This window comes from Melghirimyces profundicolus, from assembly GCF_003054245.1.
Taxonomy (GTDB): domain Bacteria; phylum Bacillota; class Bacilli; order Thermoactinomycetales; family DSM-45169; genus Melghirimyces; species Melghirimyces profundicolus.
The window spans coordinates 86,346-108,941 of the sequence record NZ_QBKR01000010.1 but is presented as its reverse complement, the minus strand read 5'-3'; the positions used below and the strand labels follow the sequence as shown (position 1 = coordinate 108,941).

The 22,596-nt window shown below is 53.7% G+C and carries 22 protein-coding genes; 10 read left to right on the top strand and 12 right to left on the bottom strand.

Annotated features, from left to right (window positions below; all coding sequences use genetic code 11):
• Window positions 1-8 precede the first annotated feature (8 nt).
• The 3 genes from hemH to C8P63_RS08850 all read left to right on the top strand — a co-directional run bounded on the left by hemH (window position 9) and on the right by C8P63_RS08850 (window position 3,603).
• The gene (gene hemH / locus C8P63_RS08860; protein ID WP_108023300.1) at window positions 9-959 is read left to right on the top strand and encodes a ferrochelatase; all 951 of its coding nucleotides are present in this window, start codon (window positions 9-11) and stop codon (window positions 957-959) included.
• Complete coding sequence (gene hemY, locus C8P63_RS08855; protein WP_108023298.1) at window positions 956-2,365, top strand: protoporphyrinogen oxidase; 1,410 nt, start codon at window positions 956-958, stop codon at window positions 2,363-2,365. The genes hemH and hemY overlap by 4 nt, the downstream gene beginning before the upstream one ends.
• Window positions 2,366-2,481: 116 nt before the next feature.
• Window positions 2,482-3,603 carry a KamA family radical SAM protein gene (locus C8P63_RS08850; protein WP_108023296.1) on the top strand — a complete coding sequence of 374 codons (1,122 nt, stop codon included), beginning with the start codon at window positions 2,482-2,484 and terminating at the stop codon, window positions 3,601-3,603.
• 191 nt (window positions 3,604-3,794) lie between these two features.
• Here the strand turns inward: C8P63_RS08850 and C8P63_RS08845 are convergent, their stop codons facing one another.
• Window positions 3,795-4,925, bottom strand: coding sequence for a ZIP family metal transporter (locus tag C8P63_RS08845; protein WP_170109577.1), 1,131 nt, complete (start codon window positions 4,923-4,925; stop codon window positions 3,795-3,797).
• A 169-nt stretch (window positions 4,926-5,094) separates the two neighbouring features.
• Between C8P63_RS08845 and C8P63_RS08840 the strand changes: the two genes are divergently transcribed.
• The 4 genes from C8P63_RS08840 to C8P63_RS08825 all read left to right on the top strand — a co-directional run bounded on the left by C8P63_RS08840 (window position 5,095) and on the right by C8P63_RS08825 (window position 7,785).
• Window positions 5,095-5,946 (top strand): cytochrome c oxidase assembly protein, encoded by an 852-nt coding sequence (locus tag C8P63_RS08840; protein WP_108023292.1) that lies wholly within the window; start codon window positions 5,095-5,097, stop codon window positions 5,944-5,946.
• Window positions 5,947-6,088: 142 nt separating this feature from the next.
• On the top strand, window positions 6,089-6,688 hold the full coding sequence (locus tag C8P63_RS08835) for a DeoR family transcriptional regulator (protein WP_211308264.1): 600 nt from the start codon (window positions 6,089-6,091) through the stop codon (window positions 6,686-6,688).
• A complete protein-coding gene (locus C8P63_RS08830; RefSeq protein WP_108023290.1) occupies window positions 6,685-7,149 on the top strand; it encodes a FixH family protein in 465 nt (154 codons plus the stop codon). Before C8P63_RS08835 ends, C8P63_RS08830 begins: the two co-directional genes overlap by 4 nt.
• A gap of 6 nt (window positions 7,150-7,155) precedes the next feature.
• Window positions 7,156-7,785: an SCO family protein gene (locus C8P63_RS08825; protein WP_108023288.1), complete on the top strand. Its 630-nt coding sequence runs from the start codon at window positions 7,156-7,158 to the stop codon at window positions 7,783-7,785.
• Window positions 7,786-8,072: 287 nt separating this feature from the next.
• Here C8P63_RS08825 and C8P63_RS08820 read toward each other — a convergent pair whose 3' ends face one another.
• On the bottom strand, window positions 8,073-8,747 hold the full coding sequence (locus C8P63_RS08820) for an alpha/beta fold hydrolase (RefSeq protein ID WP_108023286.1): 675 nt from the start codon (window positions 8,745-8,747) through the stop codon (window positions 8,073-8,075).
• Window positions 8,748-8,921: 174 nt separating this feature from the next.
• Here C8P63_RS08820 and C8P63_RS08815 point away from each other — a divergent pair, with 174 nt between their 5' ends.
• Window positions 8,922-9,383 (top strand): hypothetical protein, encoded by a 462-nt coding sequence (locus C8P63_RS08815; RefSeq protein ID WP_108023284.1) that lies wholly within the window; start codon window positions 8,922-8,924, stop codon window positions 9,381-9,383.
• 837 nt (window positions 9,384-10,220) lie between these two features.
• On the opposite strand, the gene C8P63_RS19755 is transcribed toward C8P63_RS08815, so the two are convergent.
• Window positions 10,221-10,952 carry a D-Ala-D-Ala carboxypeptidase family metallohydrolase gene (locus C8P63_RS19755; RefSeq protein WP_281258697.1) on the bottom strand — a complete coding sequence of 244 codons (732 nt, stop codon included), beginning with the start codon at window positions 10,950-10,952 and terminating at the stop codon, window positions 10,221-10,223.
• 506 nt (window positions 10,953-11,458) lie between these two features.
• Here C8P63_RS19755 and C8P63_RS20020 point away from each other — a divergent pair.
• Window positions 11,459-12,034: a pyridoxal-phosphate dependent enzyme gene (locus C8P63_RS20020; protein WP_108023280.1), complete on the top strand. Its 576-nt coding sequence runs from the start codon at window positions 11,459-11,461 to the stop codon at window positions 12,032-12,034.
• 15 nt (window positions 12,035-12,049) lie between these two features.
• On the opposite strand, the gene C8P63_RS08795 is transcribed toward C8P63_RS20020, so the two are convergent.
• The gene (locus C8P63_RS08795; protein WP_108023278.1) at window positions 12,050-12,523 is read right to left on the bottom strand and encodes an acyl-CoA thioesterase; all 474 of its coding nucleotides are present in this window, start codon (window positions 12,521-12,523) and stop codon (window positions 12,050-12,052) included.
• A gap of 91 nt (window positions 12,524-12,614) precedes the next feature.
• Here C8P63_RS08795 and C8P63_RS08790 point away from each other — a divergent pair, with 91 nt between their 5' ends.
• On the top strand, window positions 12,615-12,968 hold the full coding sequence (locus C8P63_RS08790) for a hypothetical protein (RefSeq protein ID WP_108023276.1): 354 nt from the start codon (window positions 12,615-12,617) through the stop codon (window positions 12,966-12,968).
• A 225-nt stretch (window positions 12,969-13,193) separates the two neighbouring features.
• Here the strand turns inward: C8P63_RS08790 and C8P63_RS08785 are convergent, their stop codons facing one another.
• From C8P63_RS08785 to C8P63_RS08750, 8 genes are all read right to left on the bottom strand, one after another.
• On the bottom strand, window positions 13,194-15,824 hold the full coding sequence (locus C8P63_RS08785; protein ID WP_108023274.1) for a phosphoenolpyruvate synthase: 2,631 nt from the start codon (window positions 15,822-15,824) through the stop codon (window positions 13,194-13,196).
• 150 nt (window positions 15,825-15,974) lie between these two features.
• A complete protein-coding gene (locus C8P63_RS08780) occupies window positions 15,975-16,265 on the bottom strand; it encodes a contact-dependent growth inhibition system immunity protein (RefSeq protein WP_108023272.1) in 291 nt (96 codons plus the stop codon).
• A 382-nt stretch (window positions 16,266-16,647) separates the two neighbouring features.
• The gene (gene rbsB, locus C8P63_RS08775; protein WP_108023270.1) at window positions 16,648-17,571 is read right to left on the bottom strand and encodes a ribose ABC transporter substrate-binding protein RbsB; all 924 of its coding nucleotides are present in this window, start codon (window positions 17,569-17,571) and stop codon (window positions 16,648-16,650) included.
• A 42-nt stretch (window positions 17,572-17,613) separates the two neighbouring features.
• Window positions 17,614-18,564 (bottom strand): ABC transporter permease, encoded by a 951-nt coding sequence (locus C8P63_RS08770; protein WP_108023268.1) that lies wholly within the window; start codon window positions 18,562-18,564, stop codon window positions 17,614-17,616.
• Window positions 18,549-20,060: a sugar ABC transporter ATP-binding protein gene (locus C8P63_RS08765; RefSeq protein WP_108023333.1), complete on the bottom strand. Its 1,512-nt coding sequence runs from the start codon at window positions 20,058-20,060 to the stop codon at window positions 18,549-18,551. The genes C8P63_RS08770 and C8P63_RS08765 overlap by 16 nt, the downstream gene beginning before the upstream one ends.
• 14 nt (window positions 20,061-20,074) lie before the next feature.
• Complete coding sequence (gene rbsD / locus C8P63_RS08760) at window positions 20,075-20,470, bottom strand: D-ribose pyranase (protein ID WP_108023266.1); 396 nt, start codon at window positions 20,468-20,470, stop codon at window positions 20,075-20,077.
• Window positions 20,467-21,402, bottom strand: coding sequence for a ribokinase (gene rbsK, locus C8P63_RS08755; RefSeq protein WP_108023264.1), 936 nt, complete (start codon window positions 21,400-21,402; stop codon window positions 20,467-20,469). The genes rbsD and rbsK overlap by 4 nt, the downstream gene beginning before the upstream one ends.
• Window positions 21,399-22,400 (bottom strand): LacI family DNA-binding transcriptional regulator, encoded by a 1,002-nt coding sequence (locus tag C8P63_RS08750; protein WP_108023262.1) that lies wholly within the window; start codon window positions 22,398-22,400, stop codon window positions 21,399-21,401. The genes rbsK and C8P63_RS08750 overlap by 4 nt, the downstream gene beginning before the upstream one ends.
• Window positions 22,401-22,596: the final 196 nt, after the last annotated feature.

Below are 22,596 nucleotides of genomic sequence, written 5' to 3'. Positions count from 1 at the left end.
GACGCTCCATGACAAACCAACCCATCGGGCTGTTGGTGATGGCCTATGGTACCCCCCGCAGCCCCGAAGAGATCGAACCCTATTACACCCACATCCGTCGGGGGAGAAAACCCCCCGAAGAATTGCTTCAGGACCTGAAGGAGCGGTATGAAGCCATCGGAGGTATCTCACCGTTGGCCCGAATCACCGACGAACAGGTGGCCGCGTTGGAAAAGCGGCTCAACGAACGATACGGCGATGGGCAATTCCGGGCCTATTTGGGACTGAAACACATCGACCCCTTCATCGAAGACGGCGTCCGGAAGATGGCGGCTGACGGCATCACGGAAGCCGTCAGCCTCGTGTTGGCCCCCCACTATTCCACCTTCAGCGTCAAATCCTACAACGGCCGGGCACTGGCGGAAGCCGAAAAACAGGGCGGCCCCCGGATCCATACCGTGGACAGCTGGTACAAACACCCCAAGTTCATCGACTACTGGGTCAAACGAGTGAAGGAAACCGTTCAGCGAATCCCGGAAGAAAAGCGGGGACAGACCGTGACCATTTTCTCCGCCCACTCCCTGCCGGAAAAAATCCTGCAGGCGGGGGATCCCTACCCCCGGCAACTGGAAGAAACCGCCCGCCTGGTGGCGGAGGGGGCCGGCATCCGGGATTACGCCATCGGGTGGCAGAGCGCGGGTAACACGCCGGAGCCCTGGCTGGGTCCCGACGTCCAGGACCTCACCCGGGAGCTTCACCAAGAGAAGGGGTACACCTCCTTTATTTATTGCCCCCTGGGCTTCGTCGCGGAGCACCTGGAAGTTCTTTACGACAACGACTATGAATGCCGGATGGTGTGCGATGAGATCGGCGCCGATTATTACCGTCCGCCCATGCCCAATGCCCGGCCGGAATTTATCGAGTGCCTGGCGGATGTCGTTTCCGAAAAATGGGCTGACGTCAGCCGGAGGTCACAATGAAACGGTGGCGGGTTGCCGTTGTCGGCGGCGGGATCACCGGTCTCTCCGCCGCCTTCTACCTGCAGAAAGAAGCGAAGGAACGTTCCATCCCCCTTGACCTGGTTCTCGTGGAAAGTGAAAAGCGCCTGGGCGGAAAAATCCGGACGGAACACAGGGGCGGCTTTATCATGGAGCAGGGACCCGACTCTTTCCTGGCACGGAAACCCTCCGCCAAACAGCTGGCCGTCGACTTGGGGTTGGAGAAGGAACTGGTCCATAACCGTGCCGGCCAGGCCTACATTCTCCATCAGGGGGAGCTTCTTCCCATCCCGGAAGGGGCCGTGATGGGCATCCCCACACGGATCACACCTTTTGCCCTCTCCAAACTGTTTTCTTCCGCCGGTAAATTCCGGGCCATCCGAGACTTGTTCCTCCCCCGGCGGCAAAACCCCGATGACCTTTCCGTCGGGACGTTCTTTCGGAGACGGTTGGGGGACGAAGTGGTTGACCACCTGATTGAACCCCTCCTCTCCGGGATTTACGCCGGAGACATCGACCGACTCAGCCTGTTGGCCACCTTTCCTCAGTTCGCCCGACTGGAGGAGGAACACCGAAGCCTGATTCTCGGGCTGAAACGCACCCGTGCTCCCCGGAAAAAGGAAGCCCCGTCCAAGGGACAGTTCCTGACCCTGAAGAAAGGGCTCTCCAGCCTGGTGGAGGCCGTGGAAAAACAACTGCCGGAAGAAGCGGTGATCAAGGGAAATCCCCTCACCCGGCTCATTAAGGAAGGAAGCCGGTATCTTCTCGTTCTGGAGTCCAACCGGGTCATCCAGGCCGATGGCGTCATCCTGGCCCTTCCCTTTGATCGGATGAAAGCCCTCCTCCCTGCCGCCCCGCTGCCGGAGCATCCGGATCCGGTCCCTGCCACCTCGGTGGCCACCGTGATCTTGGGCTTTGATGCGAAAGCGCTCCCCGCCGCCCCGGACGGAACCGGTTTCGTCGTGCCGCGGCGCGAAGACACCACCCTGACGGCCTGTACCTGGACCCACAAAAAGTGGCCCCACACCGTCCCTCCGGGTAAAGCGATGATCCGTTGCTACGTGGGCCGTTTCGGTGACGACGCCATCGTGGAGGAACCGGATCCAACCATTCTGTCCCGGGTTCGTTCCGACCTTAAACGGATCCAGGGGTTGGACGCCTCTCCGGAGTTTTCGCGCATCACACGCTGGCGGCGGGCCATGCCCCAGTATACCGTGGGACACGTCCGGTGGCGGGAACAGTTGTTGGATACCTGCCGCGAACAACTTCCGGGCCTCTTTCCCGCCGGTTCCTCTTACGGAGGCATCGGCCTTCCCGACTGCATCGATCAGGGAAAACAAGCCGTCTCCGATGTTCTCGACTACCTCGGACTGGATAACAGACGATAAAAACGGGACGCCATGGGGGTCCCGTTTTTATCTAAATCCCCGAAAATAAAGGAATTTCGGACATCTCCGTTGAATGAGATAGAGGTATATGATTTTACCTGGAATGGAGGGATCTGATGCCGCGTCCGCGTTACATCACGGACATCCGTAAAATCGAAACGCTCCCTGAGGAAGAGCGGCAAAAGTTGACTGAAATCACCGACAAATTCGTATTCAGGGTGAACGATTACTACCTCTCCCTGATCGATTGGGACGACCCCGAGGACCCCATCCGCAAACTGATCATCCCCAACGACGCCGAACTGGATGAGTACGGAAAGTGGGACGCCTCCGACGAACACTTAAACTATGCTGCGCCGGGGTGCCAACATAAGTACGATACCACCGCCCTGCTGCTGGTCTCGGAAGTATGCGGCGCCTACTGCCGGTTCTGCTTCCGCAAGCGCCTCTTCCGGAACGACGTCCACGAAGCATCCCTGGATGTGGCTCCGGGGGTCGAATACATCCGGAACACCCCGGAGATCAACAACGTTCTCCTCACCGGAGGCGACTCCCTGATCCTGGCCACCAGGAAAATCCGGGGCATCCTGGAACGCCTGCGGGAAATCCCCCACGTGAAAATCATCCGCTTCGGCACGAAACTGCCTTCTTTCAATCCGATGCGGATTTATGAAGATGAAGAACTGATTCAAACCCTGTCCGAATTCTCCCGTCCCGACGCACGGATCCATGTGATGGCCCACTTCAACCACCCCCGGGAACTGACGGATGAAGCCTATCGGGCGATCGACGTCCTTCAACGGGCCGGGGTCGTGCTGGTCAACCAGACGCCGGTGCTGAAAGGAATCAACGACAACCCCGAAGTCCTGGCCGAACTCCTGGACAAATTATCCTGGGCCGGGGTGACCCCCTACTATTTCTTCCAAAACCGCCCCGTTGCCGGAAATGCCAGTTTCGTCCTCAGCTTCCGGGAAGCCTATGAAAAAATCGAGCAAGCCAAGGCCCTCACCTCCGGCCTCGGCAAACGGGTCCGTTACGCCATGAGCCACACGTCTGGGAAAATCGAAATCCTGGCCGTGGAGGGCGACAAAATCTATCTCAAGTACCACCAGGCCCGCCACCCGGATTACTACGGGAAGTTCATGGTTTTGGACCTGCCGGAAGATGCTTCCTGGTTCGATGATCTGCCCGGCGCGGAAGAGATCCTGGCCGCTCAAAAAAAAGAACAGTTCGCGTAACGGTTGCTAAAAAAGCGCGAAGGCCGTTCCTTCGCGCTTTTCTTTCGTTGTAGGAGGAGAACCGGCCATGCTTCGACGACCAATCAGCTTTTTGCTATGTAGCTTCTCACATTCAGATACTCCTGTCTTGTAATTACTGCAATCCATTATAGTGTGTATATAAGCGATTCCGTCTCTTTGAATCGGCATCATTATTTTCTTTCGCCCTCAACCCGGATGGTGACCTGGTCCCCGATTCTTTTCCCGTTGGATACATAAGGCGCATGCTGATTGCTGTTCAGCTCCACTCGAACCGTTTGGGTCCCCGGAGGCAGTTTCTCCAAATGGTACCATGGCCCGTACAAACGGGCTTCTTTTTTTCCGTTCACATACAAATGGGCGTGCCCTTCTCCCCATTGGTCCTCCTTGTTCACCTGTTCCGGAGTGAAACGGAAATGAGACGTATCAACGTGGACGTTCCAACCGGATTCGGCATCCGGTTGGACTTCCAATTTCACTTTGGGTGCGGGTTCACCTTCCGGCTTCTCCACCGGGGGTACGGAATGGTGATGGTGGGCATGGGAATGAGAAGCGGACGCTTCCGAAGTGACATGACCATGGGAAGCGTTTGGAGCAAGAAGATGGCTCCCCCAACCTAACAGCCCATACACCAATACGCCCGAGAGAACCCATCCGATGCTTCGCCGACTTTCCTGTTCGTTTACCTTCGGCCACAATTCCGTTCCAGTAATATAGATCAGGATCCCCGCGGAAAACAGAAGGGGAATGCCCGTTCCGATCTGGATCAAGCCAGAAGCCGCCCACGCCGTTCCCGTTCCGATCACAGTACAAAGCCCCAGGAGAAGAACGAATCCCATCCCCTTTTTCCGGGTTCCCCCATTGCTCATCGCGAGAGATGCGATCGCCATTCCTTCCGGAACTTTGTGGAGGATCAGACCTAACAAGACCGCCATTCCCAAGTGAACATCCGTCTGGAACCCCGCTCCCAAGGCCACTCCTTCAAAAAAAGCGTGGATCCCCATGCCCGTAAGCACACTCCATACAGCAACGGATGCTCTTTGATCCCCTTCCCGGTACCTCCCGAACCCCTGTTGAAAGACGAAAGCCGTCAGCAAACCCGCCAAAACCCATACCGGAGGATACGGCGCCTCCGTCCAACCATGAGGCAGCATCCCGCCCAAAGCGACCGCCCACAACAGGCCGGTGCTCACCGCAAACCACACTTTCAGCCCCTGATCGGACCATTGCTTTCTCCATCCCACCAGACTTCCACCAACCATATACCCCAAAGCGGCGACCCACGTCCATTCCCAAACCGTCATCGGAACTCCCTCCTCGTGATCTCCCTCGTTGTGGATTGATGTGAACAATTGATGAATCCATTCCCGGGTTTTTAGATTGACACAAGTTATCCATTGCAAAGGATACGACATTTGAAGTAAAAGATGATGTGAGGATCTGTTATTTTTGTGGCGAAAAAGGAGGACCTCCATGAATAACTTGCTTTCGTTGTTTCTTTATCCGTCCAACTGGAATCTGCCATTAAACCTTCTTCTTTTGGGACTGGCCGCGGGGTATTTGGGGGTCACCCATCCGTGGAGGCGCCGGAGACCCCAAAGCACTCCCGTGAGATACCCGATATTTTTTCTTCTCTCGCTTCTCATCTACTACTTCGCTCTCGGCAGTCCCTTGAACCTGATCGCCCACGAGTTGTTCAGTATTCACATGCTGCAAATGTCACTTCTGTACATCGTCCTGCCTCCTCTCCTGCTGCTGAGCTTTCCGGCCTGGATGTGGCGGCCGCTGGTCCGGCTTTCACTCGTACAACGGGGGTTGCGGTTTCTCACCCGGCCCATCTTTTCCCTCTTTCTCTTTAACGGCCTGATATCGCTCTATCACGTTCCGTGGATCTTCGATCGGATTATGGCGTCTGAGGCGCTTCACATCGTTTCCCACCTTGCTCTGTTGGGATCGGCCTTGGTGATGTGGTGGCCCGTGACCTGTCCGGTTCCGGAGATGAACCGGTTGAGCGAGTTACGGAAAATGGGCTACCTCATCGCCAACGTGGTGCTCCTCACTCCGGTTTGCGCCTTGATCATCTTTGCCAACACGCCGATGTTTGAATTGGCCCGGGAACCCTCCGAGCTCTTTCCGGTTCTGTCGCCCTACGATGACCAGCAACTGGGTGGGGTCATCATGAAGATCATACAGGAAGTCGTGTATATCGGGGCGATCGGATACATCTTCTTTCATTGGGTCCGGAAAGAACGGGACAAAGACCGGCGGGAAGCGGACAACCTTCCTGAGGATTCCGGGATCGAACCCGCACCGGATTCCCTGTGAAGGACTCCGCAATGTGAAATTCACAACGGTTTGTCACACTATTTTCGACGAATGGGTCGATTGATCCTGCTGGATATCGGTATACTACTGTTAGTTTCATTTGTTGTATTTTGTTACGAAGACCACACAGGGGGGGAGTCGGATGTTGCCCACCGAACGGCGGGAACGGATCCGGGCGATTGTCCGTGAGCGCCGGCATGTGAAAGTGTCCGATCTCAGCCGGGAATTGAAGGTATCCGAAATGACCATCTACCGGGATCTGAAACCGCTGCTGAAAGAGGGAGAAATCGAGAAAACCCACGGGGGCATTACCTGGGCGGCGGAATCCGAGCCCGCCGGATCGTCCGACGGTTGTGTCTTGTGCAACCGGCCCACGGATCCACGGTTGGTCTATCGCTTGGCCTTGCCGGACCAACGGATTGAATCCGCTTGCTGCCCCCACTGCGGGCTGCTGCGACATCGTCAAGTGGGGATCGAAGGAGTTCAAGCCATGTGCCAGGATTTTTTCACCAACACCACCATCAGCGCCACACGGGCCTGGTACGTGTTGGATACGGAAGTGGATCTCCGCTGTTGTCAACCCCAGGCGTTAGCCTTTGAGCGCCGGGATCACGCGGAAAAATTCGTTAAAGGGTTCGGGGGGCAAGTCCTCCCCTTTGCCGAAGCGATGGATGCGTTGCAGCTAGGGATGCAGCAAGGGTGTGGCTGCGGATGTTCGAAATCGGGAGGGGATCAGACATGAACCGAAATGTTCGAAGCGTGCTGGTTTTACTGCTGACTGTATTCGTGGCGGGTCTCACCGCCGCCTGCGGAAACGTATCGAAGGAAAGCCACGGGGGGCACGAGGGTCACTCCCATTCCTCTTCGGAATCGGCGGAAGTTCAAACCCCGCCCAAGGTGAAATTCGATTTACCGGAACAGGCCACCGCCGGGACCCCAACAACCTTGAAAGTGACCATCACCCACGAGGGAAAGCCCGTGAACGACGCGGATGATGTGCAATTTGAAGTTTGGGAGAAAGGCGCCGGCAAAAACGAACATGAAAAACTTCCCGCCGAATTCAAGGGAGACGGGATATACCAAGTGAAAAAGACATTTAACGAGCCGGGAACGTACCGGGTGATGTATCACGTGACCGCCAAAGGCAGCCATGTGATGAAACCGGCCCGAACGCTGGAAGTTCAGGCTGAGTCGAAGGAGTGAACGACCATGCAGCAAAAGCGTCTTCTCTGGGGACTGGGTTTACTGGGAGCCGGTCTGTTGATCGGCATTGTCCTGCTGATCACCTTGGCCAATACACCTGAAACCGCTTCGGAGGAGTCGGCGTCTTCCCAGCAAAAGCAAGCACTGAACTGGAAAGTGGACGATTTTACGTACACGGACCAGAACGGGAAACCCTTCGGTCGATCGGATCTGGAGGGTCAAGTGTGGATCGCCGACCTGATCTTCACCAACTGTAACACGGTCTGCCCTCCGATGACCGCCAACATGGCCCAATTGCAGGAAAAGATGAAAGAATCCGGAGTGGAGGCGGAAATCGTCTCCTTCAGCATCGATCCCAAGCGGGACACGCCGGAAGCCTTGAAGCGCTTCGGAAAGAAACACGAGGCGGAATTTTCCAATTGGCACTTTTTAACCGGCTACTCCTTTGAGGAAATTCAACAATTTGCCGAGTCTTCCTTCCGAATGACGGTGCGGCACAACCCGGAAAATGATCAGGTGATTCACGGGACATCATTTTATCTGATCGGGCCGGACGGCCGGGTCTTGCACCAATACAACGGGATGAACCCGGACTACGAGGAGATTATCCGGGACATCCGATCCGCCCGGCAGTAACAAGGGGCCGAACCGTTATCCGTCCGGGTCTTCCACACCCCCGGCGGAATGCCCCGGGTGATGTGATACCGAAAAAGATCGATGGCCGAAATCACCCCGATCCTCTGAGGATCGGGGTGGAAATTTCCTAAGGCTCCTGATTCATGAGAAATCCGGTAAGCTTGTCCTCAATAAGATGTCGGTGTGGACCAAACCATATCAAGTGGCTCTCCGCATCCGAAAGAAACCATTCGGCTCGCGGGATTCTTTCAAAGGCATATTGGGCATGAGAAAGATCGACACTTTTATCAAACCGACTGTGAATGATCAGGGTGGGAGCGGTAATTCGGGAGAGGTCCCCGGGCGTGTGATGAAGACCCCCTTCCGGACCTGTTACATCGGAGAAAGTCAGCAGCTTTTCTTTTTTGTTCTGAATCCATCGCCGCCAGAGCTTTTTCCACTGGCATAGTGGTCAATTGTTTCATCATGAATTTCATTGTCCCTTCGGGATTCAGCTTTAAAACGCAACGAAAGAGTGTCCAGACGCCCTTCTCCGTAAGGGGATGAAACAACACTCGGGAAATCCGGCGCATCTTGTTGCTCAACCAGCGGTCATGGGTCAAAGCGCACTGCAAAACCAGCTTTTCCACCCGGTCAGGATGGCGGCCGGCTAACTGAAGGGCGGTTCGCCCGCCAGCTGAAATGGCCAACACGATGACCCGGGGGATTTTCAGTTGATCCAGCAAGCAAACAAGGGAGTCAGCAAAGTCCTCTGCTGTCCGTCCAGCAGAGACTGGTGTAAGACCGTAACCGGGACGTGAGGGAATCAGCAGCCGAAACCCCAAATTGATCAGCTTTTCTTGGTGAGGAACAGGTGCTTCACAGTGATGGTGGCCGCCGTGAAGCACAAGGATGGTGTTCTTTCCCTTTCCTTCCATACGATACTCGATTTTTCCACGGGGGGTGTCGACAACCTTTTTCATGTTGCGCCTCCTTCAAATGTGTCAAGATTGAACTTCCAGAGTGGCCCCCCATTTCTCCAATCGTTGCCGTACCCCCTTGTCAAGACGGGATTCATTGCTCGTAACGGACAATCATAACCCCCTCCCCCTGTCCATATACATGGGAACAAAAGAGAAAGGCCGGGAGGGGACCTTGTGAAAGATCAGTGGAAGTTCGTTCTGCGCACGGGATTGATATATCTTTCCGTCATCGCTGTCACCCTGGTGGCCAACGGCTACTACCGGGAATATCAGACCCAGGTTTATATCGACCGGTTCAAAGAAGAAAAAGGCATGCGGATCCTGAACGAAATCTCCGAAACATACAAGATCACGATGGAACATTACTCCAACTATAAACTGAACCGGGAGATGAAGCAAAGGCTGGTGGACAAACTGAATAAGCTGAACAACGACCTGAGGAAAGTGGAAGAGTCGGTCAACTCAGGAGAAGTCAGCCACCAGATTGATTTCTCTTTTCTCTATCACGACATCAAGCTGGTGAATATCGCCCTTTCCGACACCAGCAAGGATGATGTGGTCCCGGTGATCGTGCTTCATGCCATGGAAGGACTGGGTGAACTGAAAAAGGAGATTACCTACATCCAGTACCGGTGACCCCCCTCGCAGAGGCGGGGTTCTTTATCGATCGGAGGAAGTTCGGGGCGCTCAAAGAAGATGTGGTCTCCCGTGCACGATGGGTTAAATACTTTACTTTTTTCAAAGCGTCTTGGCTTCAGAAACGTTGTGATTTCATGTTCGTTTCGAGAAAGGGGAAGCGTTTACCCAAAATAGCTGCGGGGTGTCCATCCTTCATTCTGGACATTGTAGCGAACTGCGTGAATGGGTACCGGATCTACCCCATTATGAAAGTCCTTCGCAACATCCGGGATGCACATCAAAACCCAATCCTCCTTCCATTCGGCATCTTCCATCAGGAAAAGTACATTTGGGGTTAAGGGTATACTCTGCTTTGGACTTTTTGGACACAAAATCACCGGCTCCCTTAACGTAAGGGAGCCGGTGTTGTTCCGCGGAGTTTCTCTGTCTCTCCCCGCTATGACCCTCTCCTTTCTTTTTCAAACGTACGTAGATCGCTGACTCGAACTTCATGAATCCAAAGTACGAAGCTGCATCTTGCAATGGTAGTATTTCCCCACGCATGTCTACATGCAATTTTCAACGGCTTCTTTTGACGGCGGAAACCCTTCCGCAGCAACCAATTTCACGGTATATCGGATGGATGTCACGGTTGATTTTGCTCATGTTATATCTCCACGTCTCCGGTTTTTTCCTCTCGATCATTGCTGATCCTCCCCATTAAGACTCCGGTTCATGGATATTTTTTGATATAGAGCAATCAACGCCCGGTTCTTCTCCTCTCACTCTCAATCCTGAAGAGCGGTAACCTGAAATGCCCCTCCAGGTTTAATACACCCCCCAGTGGTGATGGGATTAGCCTTCCCACCACCAGGACTGAGCCCCGTAGGGATATTCGATCCGGCTGTCTACATGATTAAAACTGCTGTAACGCTTATTTCCACTGAAACCGCAGGTACGGGCAAGATCCCGCACTTGATAAACGGATTTTCCGCTGACAACGATATCGGCTGCGATCCCGTACATGTGTTGACTGTTGGAAGCACCTCCAACATTGGAGTTGTGGTTGATGCTGCGGAAACCGGAATTGATATATACAGGGGAGTTGCCTGCTTTTTTTCGAAGGGCTTCCAGCTTGTACATCAGGCGACGCACGTTTTCTTTTACCGTGGCGGAACCTACCTTGCCGCCAGAAAATCCACTTCCGTCTTTGGAATGGAATTCACTCCAGGCAAAGTGGGCAGTCGATCCGTCCGAATCTTCAAGGCTGTTCAAAGCACTTTGGGTTTGGGGACCGACGATGCCATCGACAGTCAAGCCATAGGCGCTTTGGAAACGTTTAACAGCGGCTTCTGTTTTGGGTCCGAATTGACCATCCACCGCAACATAGGTTTGAGACGGACTGTTCGCCGCCCATCCGGCAACACGGATTTGCAATTCCTTTACATCCGAACCGCTGTCTCCTTGTTGAAGGGTCCGACTCCAGTTGTAGGCATGGGCTTCTGAGGGAGTTACCATCGGTACAACGAAAGCCAAGGCCAACACCATGATCAACAGAATTCGAAAACTGGACTGAAAGCGAGTCACCCAATTCCTCTCCTTATTCTAATTTAACCGACAAAATTTAGCAGCCGGTTTCGTTCTTATTTTACAATTTTTATAATAATTTTGTCTATATAAAATCTACTAAATATATTTAATATAATGATTGATGTGCAGGAAATCGCCCCACTCAGGCAAAAAATCAAGCATCCGCCACTGAATTCCCACAAGAGGTGGTTTCATCCGTTTCCCCATTCCAAACCTTCCATTTTGGTAGAAATGACATTGTTGAACCCCAGTGTCGCAGGGCTTTCCTGCCTTCGTTGCGGAACCGGATACGTAATGGGTAACATGTTGGATGGATGTCCTGCATGCAGGCAAAAAGGGCATGCCTTCATTGTGAAAATAATTTACGACTCCACACGAGATACCGCCGTCCGCTATACCGGAAACGGCATGCGACGGTATAAATCGTTTCTCCCGTATGAATCGTTCCCGTCCCTCGGAGAAGGGGGTACCCCCATGTCGAGCTGGAAGGCCTCACACGACAAATGGGACTTGCATGGATGGGCGTCAAAATGGAAGGTCAAAACCCCACGGGTTCGCACAAAGACCGTATGAGTCCCCTGGTGGTGGCCCGCGCGATCGACAAGGGGGGTTCGGTAGTTACTACTGCCGCTTCCAGCGGCAACGCGGGCGCTTCGTTGGCCGCTTATACGGCCCGGGCGGGGCTCTGCTGTGTGATAGTTACCACGTCGGACCTCTCACACGCGGCTCCCATCGCTTGGGTACGAAGTCCAAGGGAGCGTCTTCAGGAACTTTCCGCTTTCCGGAAGCGTTCATTTCGCTTCCAGCATCGGCTTGGCGGCTTCGGTGGACCGGAACTCCAGTTTGTTCAGCAAGGATGGTATGTACGTTCGCAGGTTCAGATTTTTTCAACAGGTCGAGATAAACTTAACTGGCAGGTCGGGCTAAGGATTTCGCCCCGTCCCGTTCCCGGGCGATTATTCCTGAAAATGGTAAAAACTGAATTTGAGCTTCCAGATCCCGCCCCAAGGCTCTGGCATCCAAGAGTGCCGGTGCCGTGGGCAGATTGGATTAAAAAAGCCTTGGTGCGGGGCGGATGAGGCTTCCTTCAGCAATCAATGATAACCTTTTCGGCGCCTTTTGCGTCTCAAGGCTCTTTCCTTTCCCCGTTCGAATTGAAAGTGTTCTTCTTCGGTATTTAATTTTAGTGGAGGAACATCTATCGCTTTTCCTTCTTTATTTACAGCCACCATGGTCACGAAGCAGACCCCTGTGATATGCCGGGTTCCGTTAACAAGATCTTCTCCTTCAACAATCACCTGAACCTCCATTGAGGATTTACCAACCCACCTGACGATCGCTGATAAAATAATGCATTCTCCCACTTTTAAAGGGGAAAGAAAATCCATGCTGTCAAATGAAGCAGTGACAACAGGTGCGTTTGCGTGCCGGGATGCACAAATGACAGCCACTCGGTCTATATAAGACATCACCTCTCCACCAAATATGGTTCCATGGTGGTTTGTTTGCGGTGGTAAAATGATATCCGTTAATTCGGTTTTGGATTCAGCAGCACTTTTTTGCTTCACATGGATCACCTCATATTAATTCATTGCCTTATGAATATCTTGGTATACACAACAGGGTATTTTGGGCATACCTGATTAAAGGGTGATAACCATGGAAGTCTTTAAATATGACAAAAGTGTAAGCAAGCTGGCTGAACAATTTAACAGTTCCAATGTGCGATTAACAAGAATTGTAAAGGAACCCGAAAAAGTATCGGTTGCATTTCTCTATGTTAAAGAAAATGGGCTTATAGAATTGCATAAAAATGCTTCTCCTGAACTGTCATTGGTGATTGATGGTGAGGGTTGGATCACAAACGGTGAGCGGAAGGTGAATATACACCAAGGCGAAGGGGTTTATTGGGATCATGGAGAACAACGGGGTGCCGGAACAAAAAACGGAATGACCGTTTTGATTATCACGGGAGAAAAGGTGTATCCCAAACATCTGATTAACAGTCGCTAGAGCATTTTCACATGAAAAGCCCTTGTTATGCGTGGCCCCCGAAGCTTCACCTCCGAGGTCATCGGGGTTTTTAGCTGAACCGGCGGGGATGTTTACATCCTCCTGAATATGGTTCTATTTGAGTTAACTCCCTTGCCGAAAGCAACAGTGCGTTGAAACTGAAAAGGGATCATCAATGATCCCTTGTTCTTTCTATTATCGGACCCGTAAGTCTGAGGTCCATGCCTACTCATTTTTATCGCTTAAAATCTCCACAAATCCCCGGTTTCCGTCCACACGAATGATATGCCCGTCCATGATTTTCCTGGTGGCATCATTCACTCCCACTACTGCCGGGATCCCGTATTCCCGAGCCACAACGGCTCCGTGTGTCATCAATCCGCCAACCTCGGTTACCAATGCCTTGGCTGATTGAAACAAAGGAGTCCAACCGGGGTCGGTATGAGGAGCCACGAGGATTTCCCCTTCGTTAAGGTGGGCTTCTTCCGGTTTCAGGATGATCCGGGCTTTTCCTTCCACAACGCCTGAGGAAACGGGGCTTCCGACAAGGGACCCTTCGGGGAATTCCCCTTTCCTGCGGGAACCGGTTACAATCTCCCCTTCACTCGTCATCACCCGGGGCGGGTTCAACGATTGATGCCGTTCGTATTTTTCTTTTCGCTTAGTAACCAATGAAGAGACATCGTGTGGAAACTCCCCTTTTGCGAGTTGAATCAGCTCGTCAAGAGTTAAGAAAAATACATCTTCTGCTTGTTGTAAAATCCCTTTCTTCACCAGTTCTTCCACTTCAGCCGTGATGGCTTTTTTGCATTCATCCAAAATCAACGTTAACAGATATTTGGGATGCTCCCGAAGCCCGCCCAGATGGCGGTATACGTCTATGAGACGTTGGAGCCGTCTGAACTTCAAACCGCGAGGTCCAACCTGGTGCAGAATCCGTTGCGCAGCTTCTCGGGCTTCCTGTTCTCCTTGAATGAATTTTTGCCGATGTTCTCCCGGCTTCACACTGCGCATATGTCCCAGGATGGCCGGAACCAATTGGGTGGGTGCTTCACGCCAACGGGGCCTTGTCAGGTCAATTTCACCCGGGCATCGATGTCCATATCTGGAAATAAAATCTTCAAATGCCCGTTTAAACCTCTCTCCCCCGTGAACGTTGAATAGTCCTTCATAGAAGGTGTGGTCATTTGCATGTTTCAGATACTCCTTCACTTCTGGCAGTTCCCTGACCAGATCGGCCAAATCGCCAATTTGCAGGCCCATCTCGCTGGTGATATTGCCGGGGAGTGATTTATTTAACGGATGCAGTTTTTGGTCATCCCCGATCCAGCGAATCAGCGCTCTCTTTAACAAGAGGAATGAGATCGGGAAACAAATGACGTATGGAAATATGTTCTGCAACATCGCCTTTCCGAAAGTGCTTAATTGATGTTGAACCGCTTCCAGGCGTTCAGCCCCGCTTACACCCTGCAAATCTTCTCTGACCTCTTTCCATTTGTTCTGCATGAAGCTTTCAACTTTGCCTTTTGCTGATTTCGGGTCACGCTTGAAAAGATTTTTCCACACCTCTTTAATGATCGGGGCAACGAAACGACGTGCGGACTTCACGAAACCCGGTTTAGGGGGAACTTGGAGAAATTCAGGCCGCTGAATGACTTCACTGATTTCACGGCTGAGCGCTTCATCAATTAAATTCTTGAAAGCAATGGGCAGCATTTTTCTTCCCAGCTTGGTGCGAAGCACTTCCGTGGGATTAACAAAAAGACGTCCCCCGGCTTCTAAAAGAACATGTTTCGGAAAAATGGTTCGCAAGACCGAAATCCCCAACGGTTTCATGGCATCGGTCATCATTTGTACATGGCCGAATGAGAACATGACACGGAGCGGTTCTTGCGGAAGATCGGGCAGAGGATACAGCGAAGTGATCGGCCGGCTTTGCACAACAAAGATCTTTCCGTTTTCAATACAGAACTCAATATCTTGCGGGGAGCCAAAATGCTTCTCGATTCTTTTTCCCAGTTCAGCCAAACGCAAAATTTGGCTGTCCGTCAGGACCTGTTTGGTTTGTTGCTCTGGAGGCAAGTCTTTTTTCACTGTCCCTCCTTCAGATAGTGAGTAAATTGCGATTTTCTTTTCCGATATGTTTTTATGAATGATTTGACCGGCTTTCACTTTGTACAGATCTGCCGACACCATGCCGGATACGATGGCTTCCCCCAATCCGAAACTGGCATCGATGGAAACCACCTTGCGATTCCCATTCACAGGATCGGCAGTAAACATGATGCCTGCGATTTCCGGGTTCACCATCCGTTGCACCACCACCGACAGGTAGACCTGACGATGATCGAACCCGTTTTTCACCCGGTAAGAGATGGCCCGATCCGTGAACAACGAGGCCCAACATTTCCGGATGTGTCGCAGCAATTCATCCCGTCCCCGGATGTTCAAGTAAGTATCCTGCTGACCTGCGAACGATGCAGTGGGCAGATCCTCAGCCGTGGCACTGGAACGGACGGCATAAGCAGACTCTTTCCCCACCGATTCCCAGGCATGAATCACTTCCTTTCTTAACGGTGCCGGGATCTCGAGTTGCTGCAAATGACTACGAATCCGTTCTCCCAACTTCCGCAATGGTTCCAAATCATTGGGGTCCAGTGCGTCCAATAACTCAAAAAACGCCTCCATATCGGGACTGGTTGCGATGAATTCTTGATAAGCAGAGGTGGTCACACAGAAACCACCCGGCACCGGAAAACCGGCCTTGCTCAGTTCGCCCAGGTTGGCCCCCTTTCCGCCGACATGCGGAAGACTGGAACGATCCACTTCATCAAAGAACAGAATATGAGACTTCATGAGGCGGGTCTCCTTTCTGTATATTGTGGATCAGGATCTACGAACGGGACTTTTTCAAGGGTAACTAATTAAAAAGTGATTCTACTCATCAACAGCCTTATCACCAATTATCGGATAGCCACCCTTTTCATATGAAGGAGGTCTTTTGTTTCATTCGTTAACCTTTTTTAACATTAGGCTCTTTACGTCCCTTAACCACGAGATTGGGGGTTGTTTCATTTCAGGGAAATAAATCCAAGTATGTTGTTCGATGAATTCGTTTTTCTCATTCTCAGACGCTTCCCAATCCATGAATTGTTGTATCAACTCTGCATCCTGCTTAATAACTTCTGTTGAGTTCTCTTCCAAGTATTCCTCCAACGCCTTTTCAGTTGATTCAATATCTTGGTGGAAAATACCCGCTAAAAATTGAAACATCTCCATCTTCTTGTTTGCTTCCATGGTAATCTCCTTTTAGGACTTATTCAGATAGAATAAAATAACCACTGGATGCTGTCCTGCAGGAATGGTTGCACGGTCCGCTCCGAATCTTCCTGCTGCGGGCAGGGGCAAAACGCCTGCGGATGCAACACAGAAAAGCTTTTGCTCCTGAAACCCTTGTTGGCTGATTCTCCGCTGGGCAGGACAAAGTTGCTATTTCGCCTCTTCTGAGCCTGACAATAAATCACAACGCTTCTGGAGATGAGTCCTGCTACTTGGCTGTCTACACGGCCACTTTCGGGTACCATCGACTTCCTTCATCGCCGAAACCGGACAAAGCCCTGGGCGAAATTCGGCCCAGGGCTTTGTCATTAACTCAACCGCCCTTTTGGGCAGTTAAGGTTCATGATTTCGTGATCAGTTCCAGTTCCACAGGATAAAATTTCTTTACCTTTTCTCCTTTGGCCGCTTTCACGGCGACTTCCACGGCCGTTTTTCCGATTTCGGAGGGCTTTTGGGCGATGGTGGCTCCCATTTCCCCTTTTTTAACAGCTTTCACGGCATCATCGGTGGCGTCAAAGCCGACGACCAGGATGTCCTTTTTGGCGGACTGGATGGCTTGGACGGCTCCCAGAGCCATTTCGTCATTATGAGCGAAAACTGCCTGAATGTCGTCTTTGCTCTGCAGAATGTTCTCCATCACGGTCAAGCCTTTGGCCCGGTTGAAGTTGGCCGGCTGGGAAGCGACCACTTCCACCCCGTCCTTGCCGTCTACCGCCTGGTGAAATCCTTTACCCCGGTCACGGGCTGCGGAAGTCCCGGGGATTCCTTCCAGCTCGACAATATTCCCTTTTCCGTTCAGCTGTTCGAGGATGAACTCGCCGGCCATTTTCCCACCTTCCACGTTATCGGAAGCGATGTGAGCCACCACTTTTCCCCCTTCCGCTTCCCGGTCCACCGTGATGACGGGGATATTGGACTGGTTGGCGGATTCCACTGCGGTCGCGATGGCTTTGCTGTCGGTGGGGTTGATCAACAGAATGTCCACGTTTTTCTGAATCAGGTCTTCCACGTCGTTCAACTGTTTGGCGTTATCGTCCTGTGCGTCGGCAACGACCAGTTCCGCTCCGGCTTTCTTGGCCGCTTGTTCCGCTCCTTCTTTCAGGGAGACGAAGAACGGGTTGTTCAGAGTGGAGACGGACAGCCCGATCTTGATGTTGTCGTCCTTTTTCTTCTCTTCCTGTTCCAGCGTGGATTGGCTGGAACAGCCCGCCAGAACACCGAAGACCAGCATCGCGGCCAACAACATGAGCCCCATTTTCCTCATTTCGATTCCCCCTCGTTTGAAATAGGAAAAGTTCAGTCCGAATCAGGATTTCTGGGAACGGTCCAGTAAGACCGCCAGGAGGATGACGCCCCCTTTGACCACCTGTTGGTAGAAGGAGGAGACATTCATCAGATTGAGACCGTTGTCCAACACGCCGATGATCATCGCCCCGATCAGGGTTCCGGTGATCCATCCCCGTCCACCGGCGAGACTGGTTCCCCCGAGGACCACGGCGGCGATGGCGTCCAGCTCGTAGGTGGTACCGGCCGTCGGTTGGGCGGAACTGAGCCGGGAGGTCAGGATGATCCCGGCCAGTGAAGAGAAGAACCCGCTGATGGCGTAGACACCGATTTTCACCCGATGAGTTCGGATCCCCGAGAGCATGGCCGCTTCTTCATTTCCTCCGATGGCGTAAACGTGACGGCCGAAGGTCATGTTTTTCAGCACAAAGTACAGGATCAAAAACGAACCGAGCATCCAGAGAACCGGGATCGGGATTTCGAGAAAATAACCTTTCCCGAGCATGGCAAAAACATCGTTGTTAAAAGCGATGGGACGCCCTTCGGTGTAAACCAGGGTCAGCCCCCGGTAAACCGTCATGGTAGCCAACGTGGCGATAAAGGGCGCCACTTTCCCTTTGGTTACCAGCACCCCGTTGGCGGCCCCCATCAAAGTCCCCGCCGCCACTCCGGTCAGCACGGCCAGAAACGGATCCATGCCCCCGGCCAGCATCCCGGCACTGAAAGCACCGGAAAGGGCCAGTATGGACCCGACGGAGAGATCAATCCCCCCGGTCAGGATGACAAAGGTCATACCGAAAGCCAGGAGAGCGTTGATGGAAATCTGCCGCAGAACATTGAAGATATTGGTGAAACTCAGGAAATCGCGGCTGATAATCGACAAAACGACCACGATGATCCCGAGCCCCAGGAGTGGACCCAGTTTTTGTGCCAGACCCACCCGGGTGGCTGAAGGATTCAAGGGAGTCTGCATGTCACTTCACCTCCCGAGGCAGCCGTCATCACTTTTTCCTGGGTTGCCTCTTCACGTGTAAATTCACCGTTGAGCCGACCTTCGTGCATCACCAGCACCCGATCGCTCATCCCCAGCACTTCCGGCAGGTCCGAAGAAATGAGGAGAATGGCCATTCCCTCCCGGGCAAGGCGGTCCATCAGGCGGTAAATCTCTTCCTTGGCCCCTATATCCACCCCCCGGGTTGGTTCATCCAGGATCAGCACTTGGGGCGAGGTGGCCAGCCACTTGCCGATCACCACTTTTTGCTGGTTTCCTCCGGAGAGTGTCTTGACCTCCTGTTCCAACCCGGCGCTTTTCACTGACAACCGCTCTACTTGCTGCCGGGCCAGACTCTCTTCTTTCCTGCCGCGGATGATGCCCTTGGAGGACAGGGCCGCCAGATTGGGAAGAGACAGGTTTTCCCGGACGGAAAGCGGCAACACCAGCCCTTCATCCTTTCGGTTTTCCGTGACGAAAGCAATCCCGTGGCGGATGGCGTCTTCCGGCCTTCGGATCCGAACTTTCGCCCCGCTCACCCAAACACTCCCGCGATCCGGTTGGCGGGCCCCGAAAATCAGCCGCGCCGTCTCCGTGCGTCCCGCTCCCATAAGACCGGCCAGACCCACAATTTCACCGGCGCGGATCGAAAACGAAATGTCCTCCACTTCCCCCCGGCGGGTCAAACCCTCGACACGAAGACGCTCTTCCCCCGGTGCCACCGGTTGACGCGGATAGCGGTTTTGAACTTCCCGGCCCACCATCATCCGCACCAGCTCATCCATGTCCGTCTCTTCCACCGAACGGGTGCCGACGTACTCCCCATCCCGGAGGACCGTGATCCGGTCGCAGATTCCGAAGATTTCCTCCATTCGGTGGGAAATGTACACCATCCCCACCCCCTGCTTTCGGAGAGAGCGGATCACTTCAAACAGAGAGTCGATTTCGCGGTTGGTCAGGGCCGCCGTCGGCTCGTCCAGCACCAAAATTTTCGCTTCGAGGGAGAGAGCCCGGGCAATCTCCACCATCTGTTGCTGACCGACAGACAACTCTCCCACCTTCCGGGACGGATCGATGTCCACCCCCAGCCGTTCCAGCCAGTTTCGTGACTCCTTCCGCATCCGTTCCCACCGGATCCATCCGGATCGGCCGTACACGAATTCCCGTCCGAGGAACAGGTTCTCCATCACCGTGAGATGGGGGATCAGGTTCAATTCCTGGTGGATCATCGCGATTCCCAGTGAGCCGGCCCGGCGCGGATTGGCAATCTCCCGCTCCTCACCGTGGATCCGCACCGTTCCCCCGTCCTTTTCGTACACTCCCCCCAGAATTTTCATCAGGGTGGACTTTCCGGCCCCGTTTTCTCCCATAAGCGCGTGAACTTCTCCCGGACGGAGCGAAAACCGTACATCGGAGAGCACCCGCACACCGGAGAACTCCTTTTGAATCCCCTCCATCTCCAAAAGCGGAGCTGTCATGGTCTCACCTTCTTTCAAAAAGCGACTCCGGCCTGAAGAATGACATTGGCGTATGGCGTGAATTCCCCGGTGCGGTCCAATGCTTTCGCACTCCGGGAACGGTTTTTCAACTCTTCATGGGAAATGTGTTCCCACTCGACTTCCGAAAGGATTCCTTTTAACTCCTGCTCCAGTCGGGGACTCACTTCCGCCGTCTCTTTCGCCACCATCACTCTTTCCACTTCCATCTCCGACAGGATCGCATTCAGGGTTTCCAGGAACCCGGGAACACCCGGACAAACGGCCAGATCGATCCGTTCCGTTCCCTCCGGCGAGGGAAGACCCGCATCCCCGATCACGATCCGGTCGGTGTGCCCCAGTTCACTGATGACACGGGAAAGGTGACTGTTCAGCAAGGTGGTCTTCTTCAATGGTCTCCCTCCTCCTTTTCAACGGGGATAAAGGACTCCACTTCCCTGCGGCCCGGCATCCCCTCCTGCGCTCCCAGCCGGGTGACGGCCAGGGCGGAGACGCGGCCGGCAAACCCGACCGCCCGGAAGAGGTCCATCCCTTCGGACAGACCGCAGGCCAATCCGGCATTGAAGGCGTCCCCCGCACCGGTGGTGTCGACGACTTCCACCGGATGGCCCGGCACCCTTTGAAATCCCTCCTTCGAGAGAATGGCGGCTCCCCGGTCCCCCAGCGTCGTCACGACACATCCCGCCCCCCTCTCCCGGAGCCGGTTCATCGCCTGTTGCAGCCCGTCTCCTTCCACGGACCGTTCCGTCAAAAATTCCAGCTCGGATCGGTTGGGGGTGATGACATCGGACAGGCGGTACAGTTCCTTCGGAAGTTCCCGGGCAGGGGCCGGGTTCAGAATCACGGTTTTTCCCAGCTCTTTGGCGGTCCGGGCGGCAGCCAAAACGGTTTCCAGGGGAACCTCCAGTTGAAGGAGGACGACGTCGACCGTTGCGATTTGCTCCCGGTGCGCTTCCACGTCGGCAGGGAGACACTGACTGTTGGCTCCGGGAACCACGGCGATGCAGTTTTCACCTCCGGAAAGCAGAATGGTGGCCACCCCGGTTGGAAAACCGGGTACGGTTTTCACCGCTTTGGCCTTCACCCCGTTTTCCTGCAGCGACTGCACCAACGATTGGCCGAAGGGATCGTCCCCGACCGCCCCGACCATGCTCGTCTCCGCTCCCAGCTTCGCCGCGGCCACGGCCTGGTTCGCCCCCTTGCCCCCGGGGATGAAATGGACCGTCTCCCCCATCACGGTCTCCCCCATTCGGGGGGGGCGTTTCGTTTGAACCACCACGTCCATATTCAGGCTTCCGATCACCGCCACACGTCCTTGCTTCAATTCTTTCGCCTCCTTGTGGAGTTCCGCTCGACAAGGCGGACATCCAGTTCCAGGATGTCCTCTTTCACCGCTTTCCCCCGAATCCTTGCAATCAGGTGGGTCGCCGCTTTTCGGCCCATCTCGTAAATCGGCTGGGCAATGGTGGTCAACTCCGGTTCCGTCCATTCCGACATCTCCACTCCGTCAAATCCGCACAACGAGATATCGCGGGGGATTTTGCGACCCATCCTTTGCAGGGCTTTCAGGGCGCCGATCGCCATCAGATCGTTGCCGGCGAAGATACCGTCCACATCCGGATGACGTTCCAGCAACCCGGAAACCGCCCGTTCCCCTCCGCGGATGGAGAAATGGCCGGGGACGATCAGGGACTCATCAAACCACGTGAACCCTTTCACCGCTTTCCGGTATCCTCTCAAACGTTCCTGTGCCGTGATCAATTCTCCGGGTCCGGCGATGTGGGCGATTTTACGACACCCCGTTTCCATCAAGTGACGCACCGCCATCACCGCACCTGCGGCGTTTTGGGAACGGATCACGGTGCAACCGCTTTTGCCCGGGGCGCGGTCCAGCACGACGATGGGGATCCTGTTTTCGTTCATATACACGATATCGTCTTCTCCCATGGAATTGGAAGCAAAAATGATTCCATCGATGTATTTCTGTCGGAGCACTTCGATATAGTGCTGCTCCCTCGTACCCAGATCATCGGAGTTGCAGAAGATGACAGTAAAGCCCCCGTCCCGCGCCGTATCCTCCACCGCCCGGGCCAGTTCCGAGAAAAACGGGTTCATGATGTCCGGCAGAATGACCGCAATGGTCCCTGTTTTTCGGTTGGCCAGACTTCTGGCGACGGTGTTGGGCCGGTAATTCAACTCCTGTATCGCTTTTTTCACACGAATTTCCGTATCTTTGCCTACATATCCGCTTCCGTTCAGGACCCGGGAAACAGTGGCCACGGAAACCCCCGCCCGGGCAGCGACATCTCGAATCGTTGTCATTGAGCCTCTGAACCTCCGTCTGTAACCGGTTACACACACTCAAGTAAAAAAACCGACGAATGATGTAACCGGTTACATACAGACTACTCCGTATATCTGAAACTGTCAACTCGTCACGAGCTGGAAAAGGAGTCCAACTCAGCTAATATCTTGTCAAACCTGAGATGAAAAACACCGTGTCAGGTCGTGTCTGGTT

Bases quoted from the DNA above. Each gene is read 5' to 3' on its own strand.
- rbsB (WP_108023270.1), bottom strand. From the start codon at position 17,571: ATGAGGAAAATGGGGCTCATGTTGTTGGCCGCGATGCTGGTCTTCGGT.
- C8P63_RS08830 (WP_108023290.1), top strand. From the start codon at position 6,685: ATGAACCGAAATGTTCGAAGCGTGCTGGTTTTACTGCTGACTGTATTC.
- C8P63_RS08790 (WP_108023276.1), top strand. From the start codon at position 12,615: ATGGAAGTCTTTAAATATGACAAAAGTGTAAGCAAGCTGGCTGAACAA.
- C8P63_RS08850 (WP_108023296.1), top strand. From the start codon at position 2,482: ATGCCGCGTCCGCGTTACATCACGGACATCCGTAAAATCGAAACGCTC.
- C8P63_RS08820 (WP_108023286.1), bottom strand. From the start codon at position 8,747: ATGAAAAAGGTTGTCGACACCCCCCGTGGAAAAATCGAGTATCGTATG.
- hemH (WP_108023300.1), top strand. From the start codon at position 9: ATGACAAACCAACCCATCGGGCTGTTGGTGATGGCCTATGGTACCCCC.
- C8P63_RS08845 (WP_170109577.1), bottom strand. From the start codon at position 4,925: ATGACGGTTTGGGAATGGACGTGGGTCGCCGCTTTGGGGTATATGGTT.
- C8P63_RS08835 (WP_211308264.1), top strand. From the start codon at position 6,089: ATGTTGCCCACCGAACGGCGGGAACGGATCCGGGCGATTGTCCGTGAG.
- C8P63_RS08750 (WP_108023262.1), bottom strand. From the start codon at position 22,400: ATGACAACGATTCGAGATGTCGCTGCCCGGGCGGGGGTTTCCGTGGCC.
- C8P63_RS08785 (WP_108023274.1), bottom strand. From the start codon at position 15,824: ATGAAGTCTCATATTCTGTTCTTTGATGAAGTGGATCGTTCCAGTCTT.
- C8P63_RS08825 (WP_108023288.1), top strand. From the start codon at position 7,156: ATGCAGCAAAAGCGTCTTCTCTGGGGACTGGGTTTACTGGGAGCCGGT.
- C8P63_RS08765 (WP_108023333.1), bottom strand. From the start codon at position 20,060: ATGACAGCTCCGCTTTTGGAGATGGAGGGGATTCAAAAGGAGTTCTCC.
- hemY (WP_108023298.1), top strand. From the start codon at position 956: ATGAAACGGTGGCGGGTTGCCGTTGTCGGCGGCGGGATCACCGGTCTC.
- C8P63_RS08780 (WP_108023272.1), bottom strand. From the start codon at position 16,265: ATGGAAGCAAACAAGAAGATGGAGATGTTTCAATTTTTAGCGGGTATT.
- C8P63_RS08770 (WP_108023268.1), bottom strand. From the start codon at position 18,564: ATGCAGACTCCCTTGAATCCTTCAGCCACCCGGGTGGGTCTGGCACAA.
- C8P63_RS08840 (WP_108023292.1), top strand. From the start codon at position 5,095: ATGAATAACTTGCTTTCGTTGTTTCTTTATCCGTCCAACTGGAATCTG.
- C8P63_RS20020 (WP_108023280.1), top strand. From the start codon at position 11,459: ATGGGACTTGCATGGATGGGCGTCAAAATGGAAGGTCAAAACCCCACG.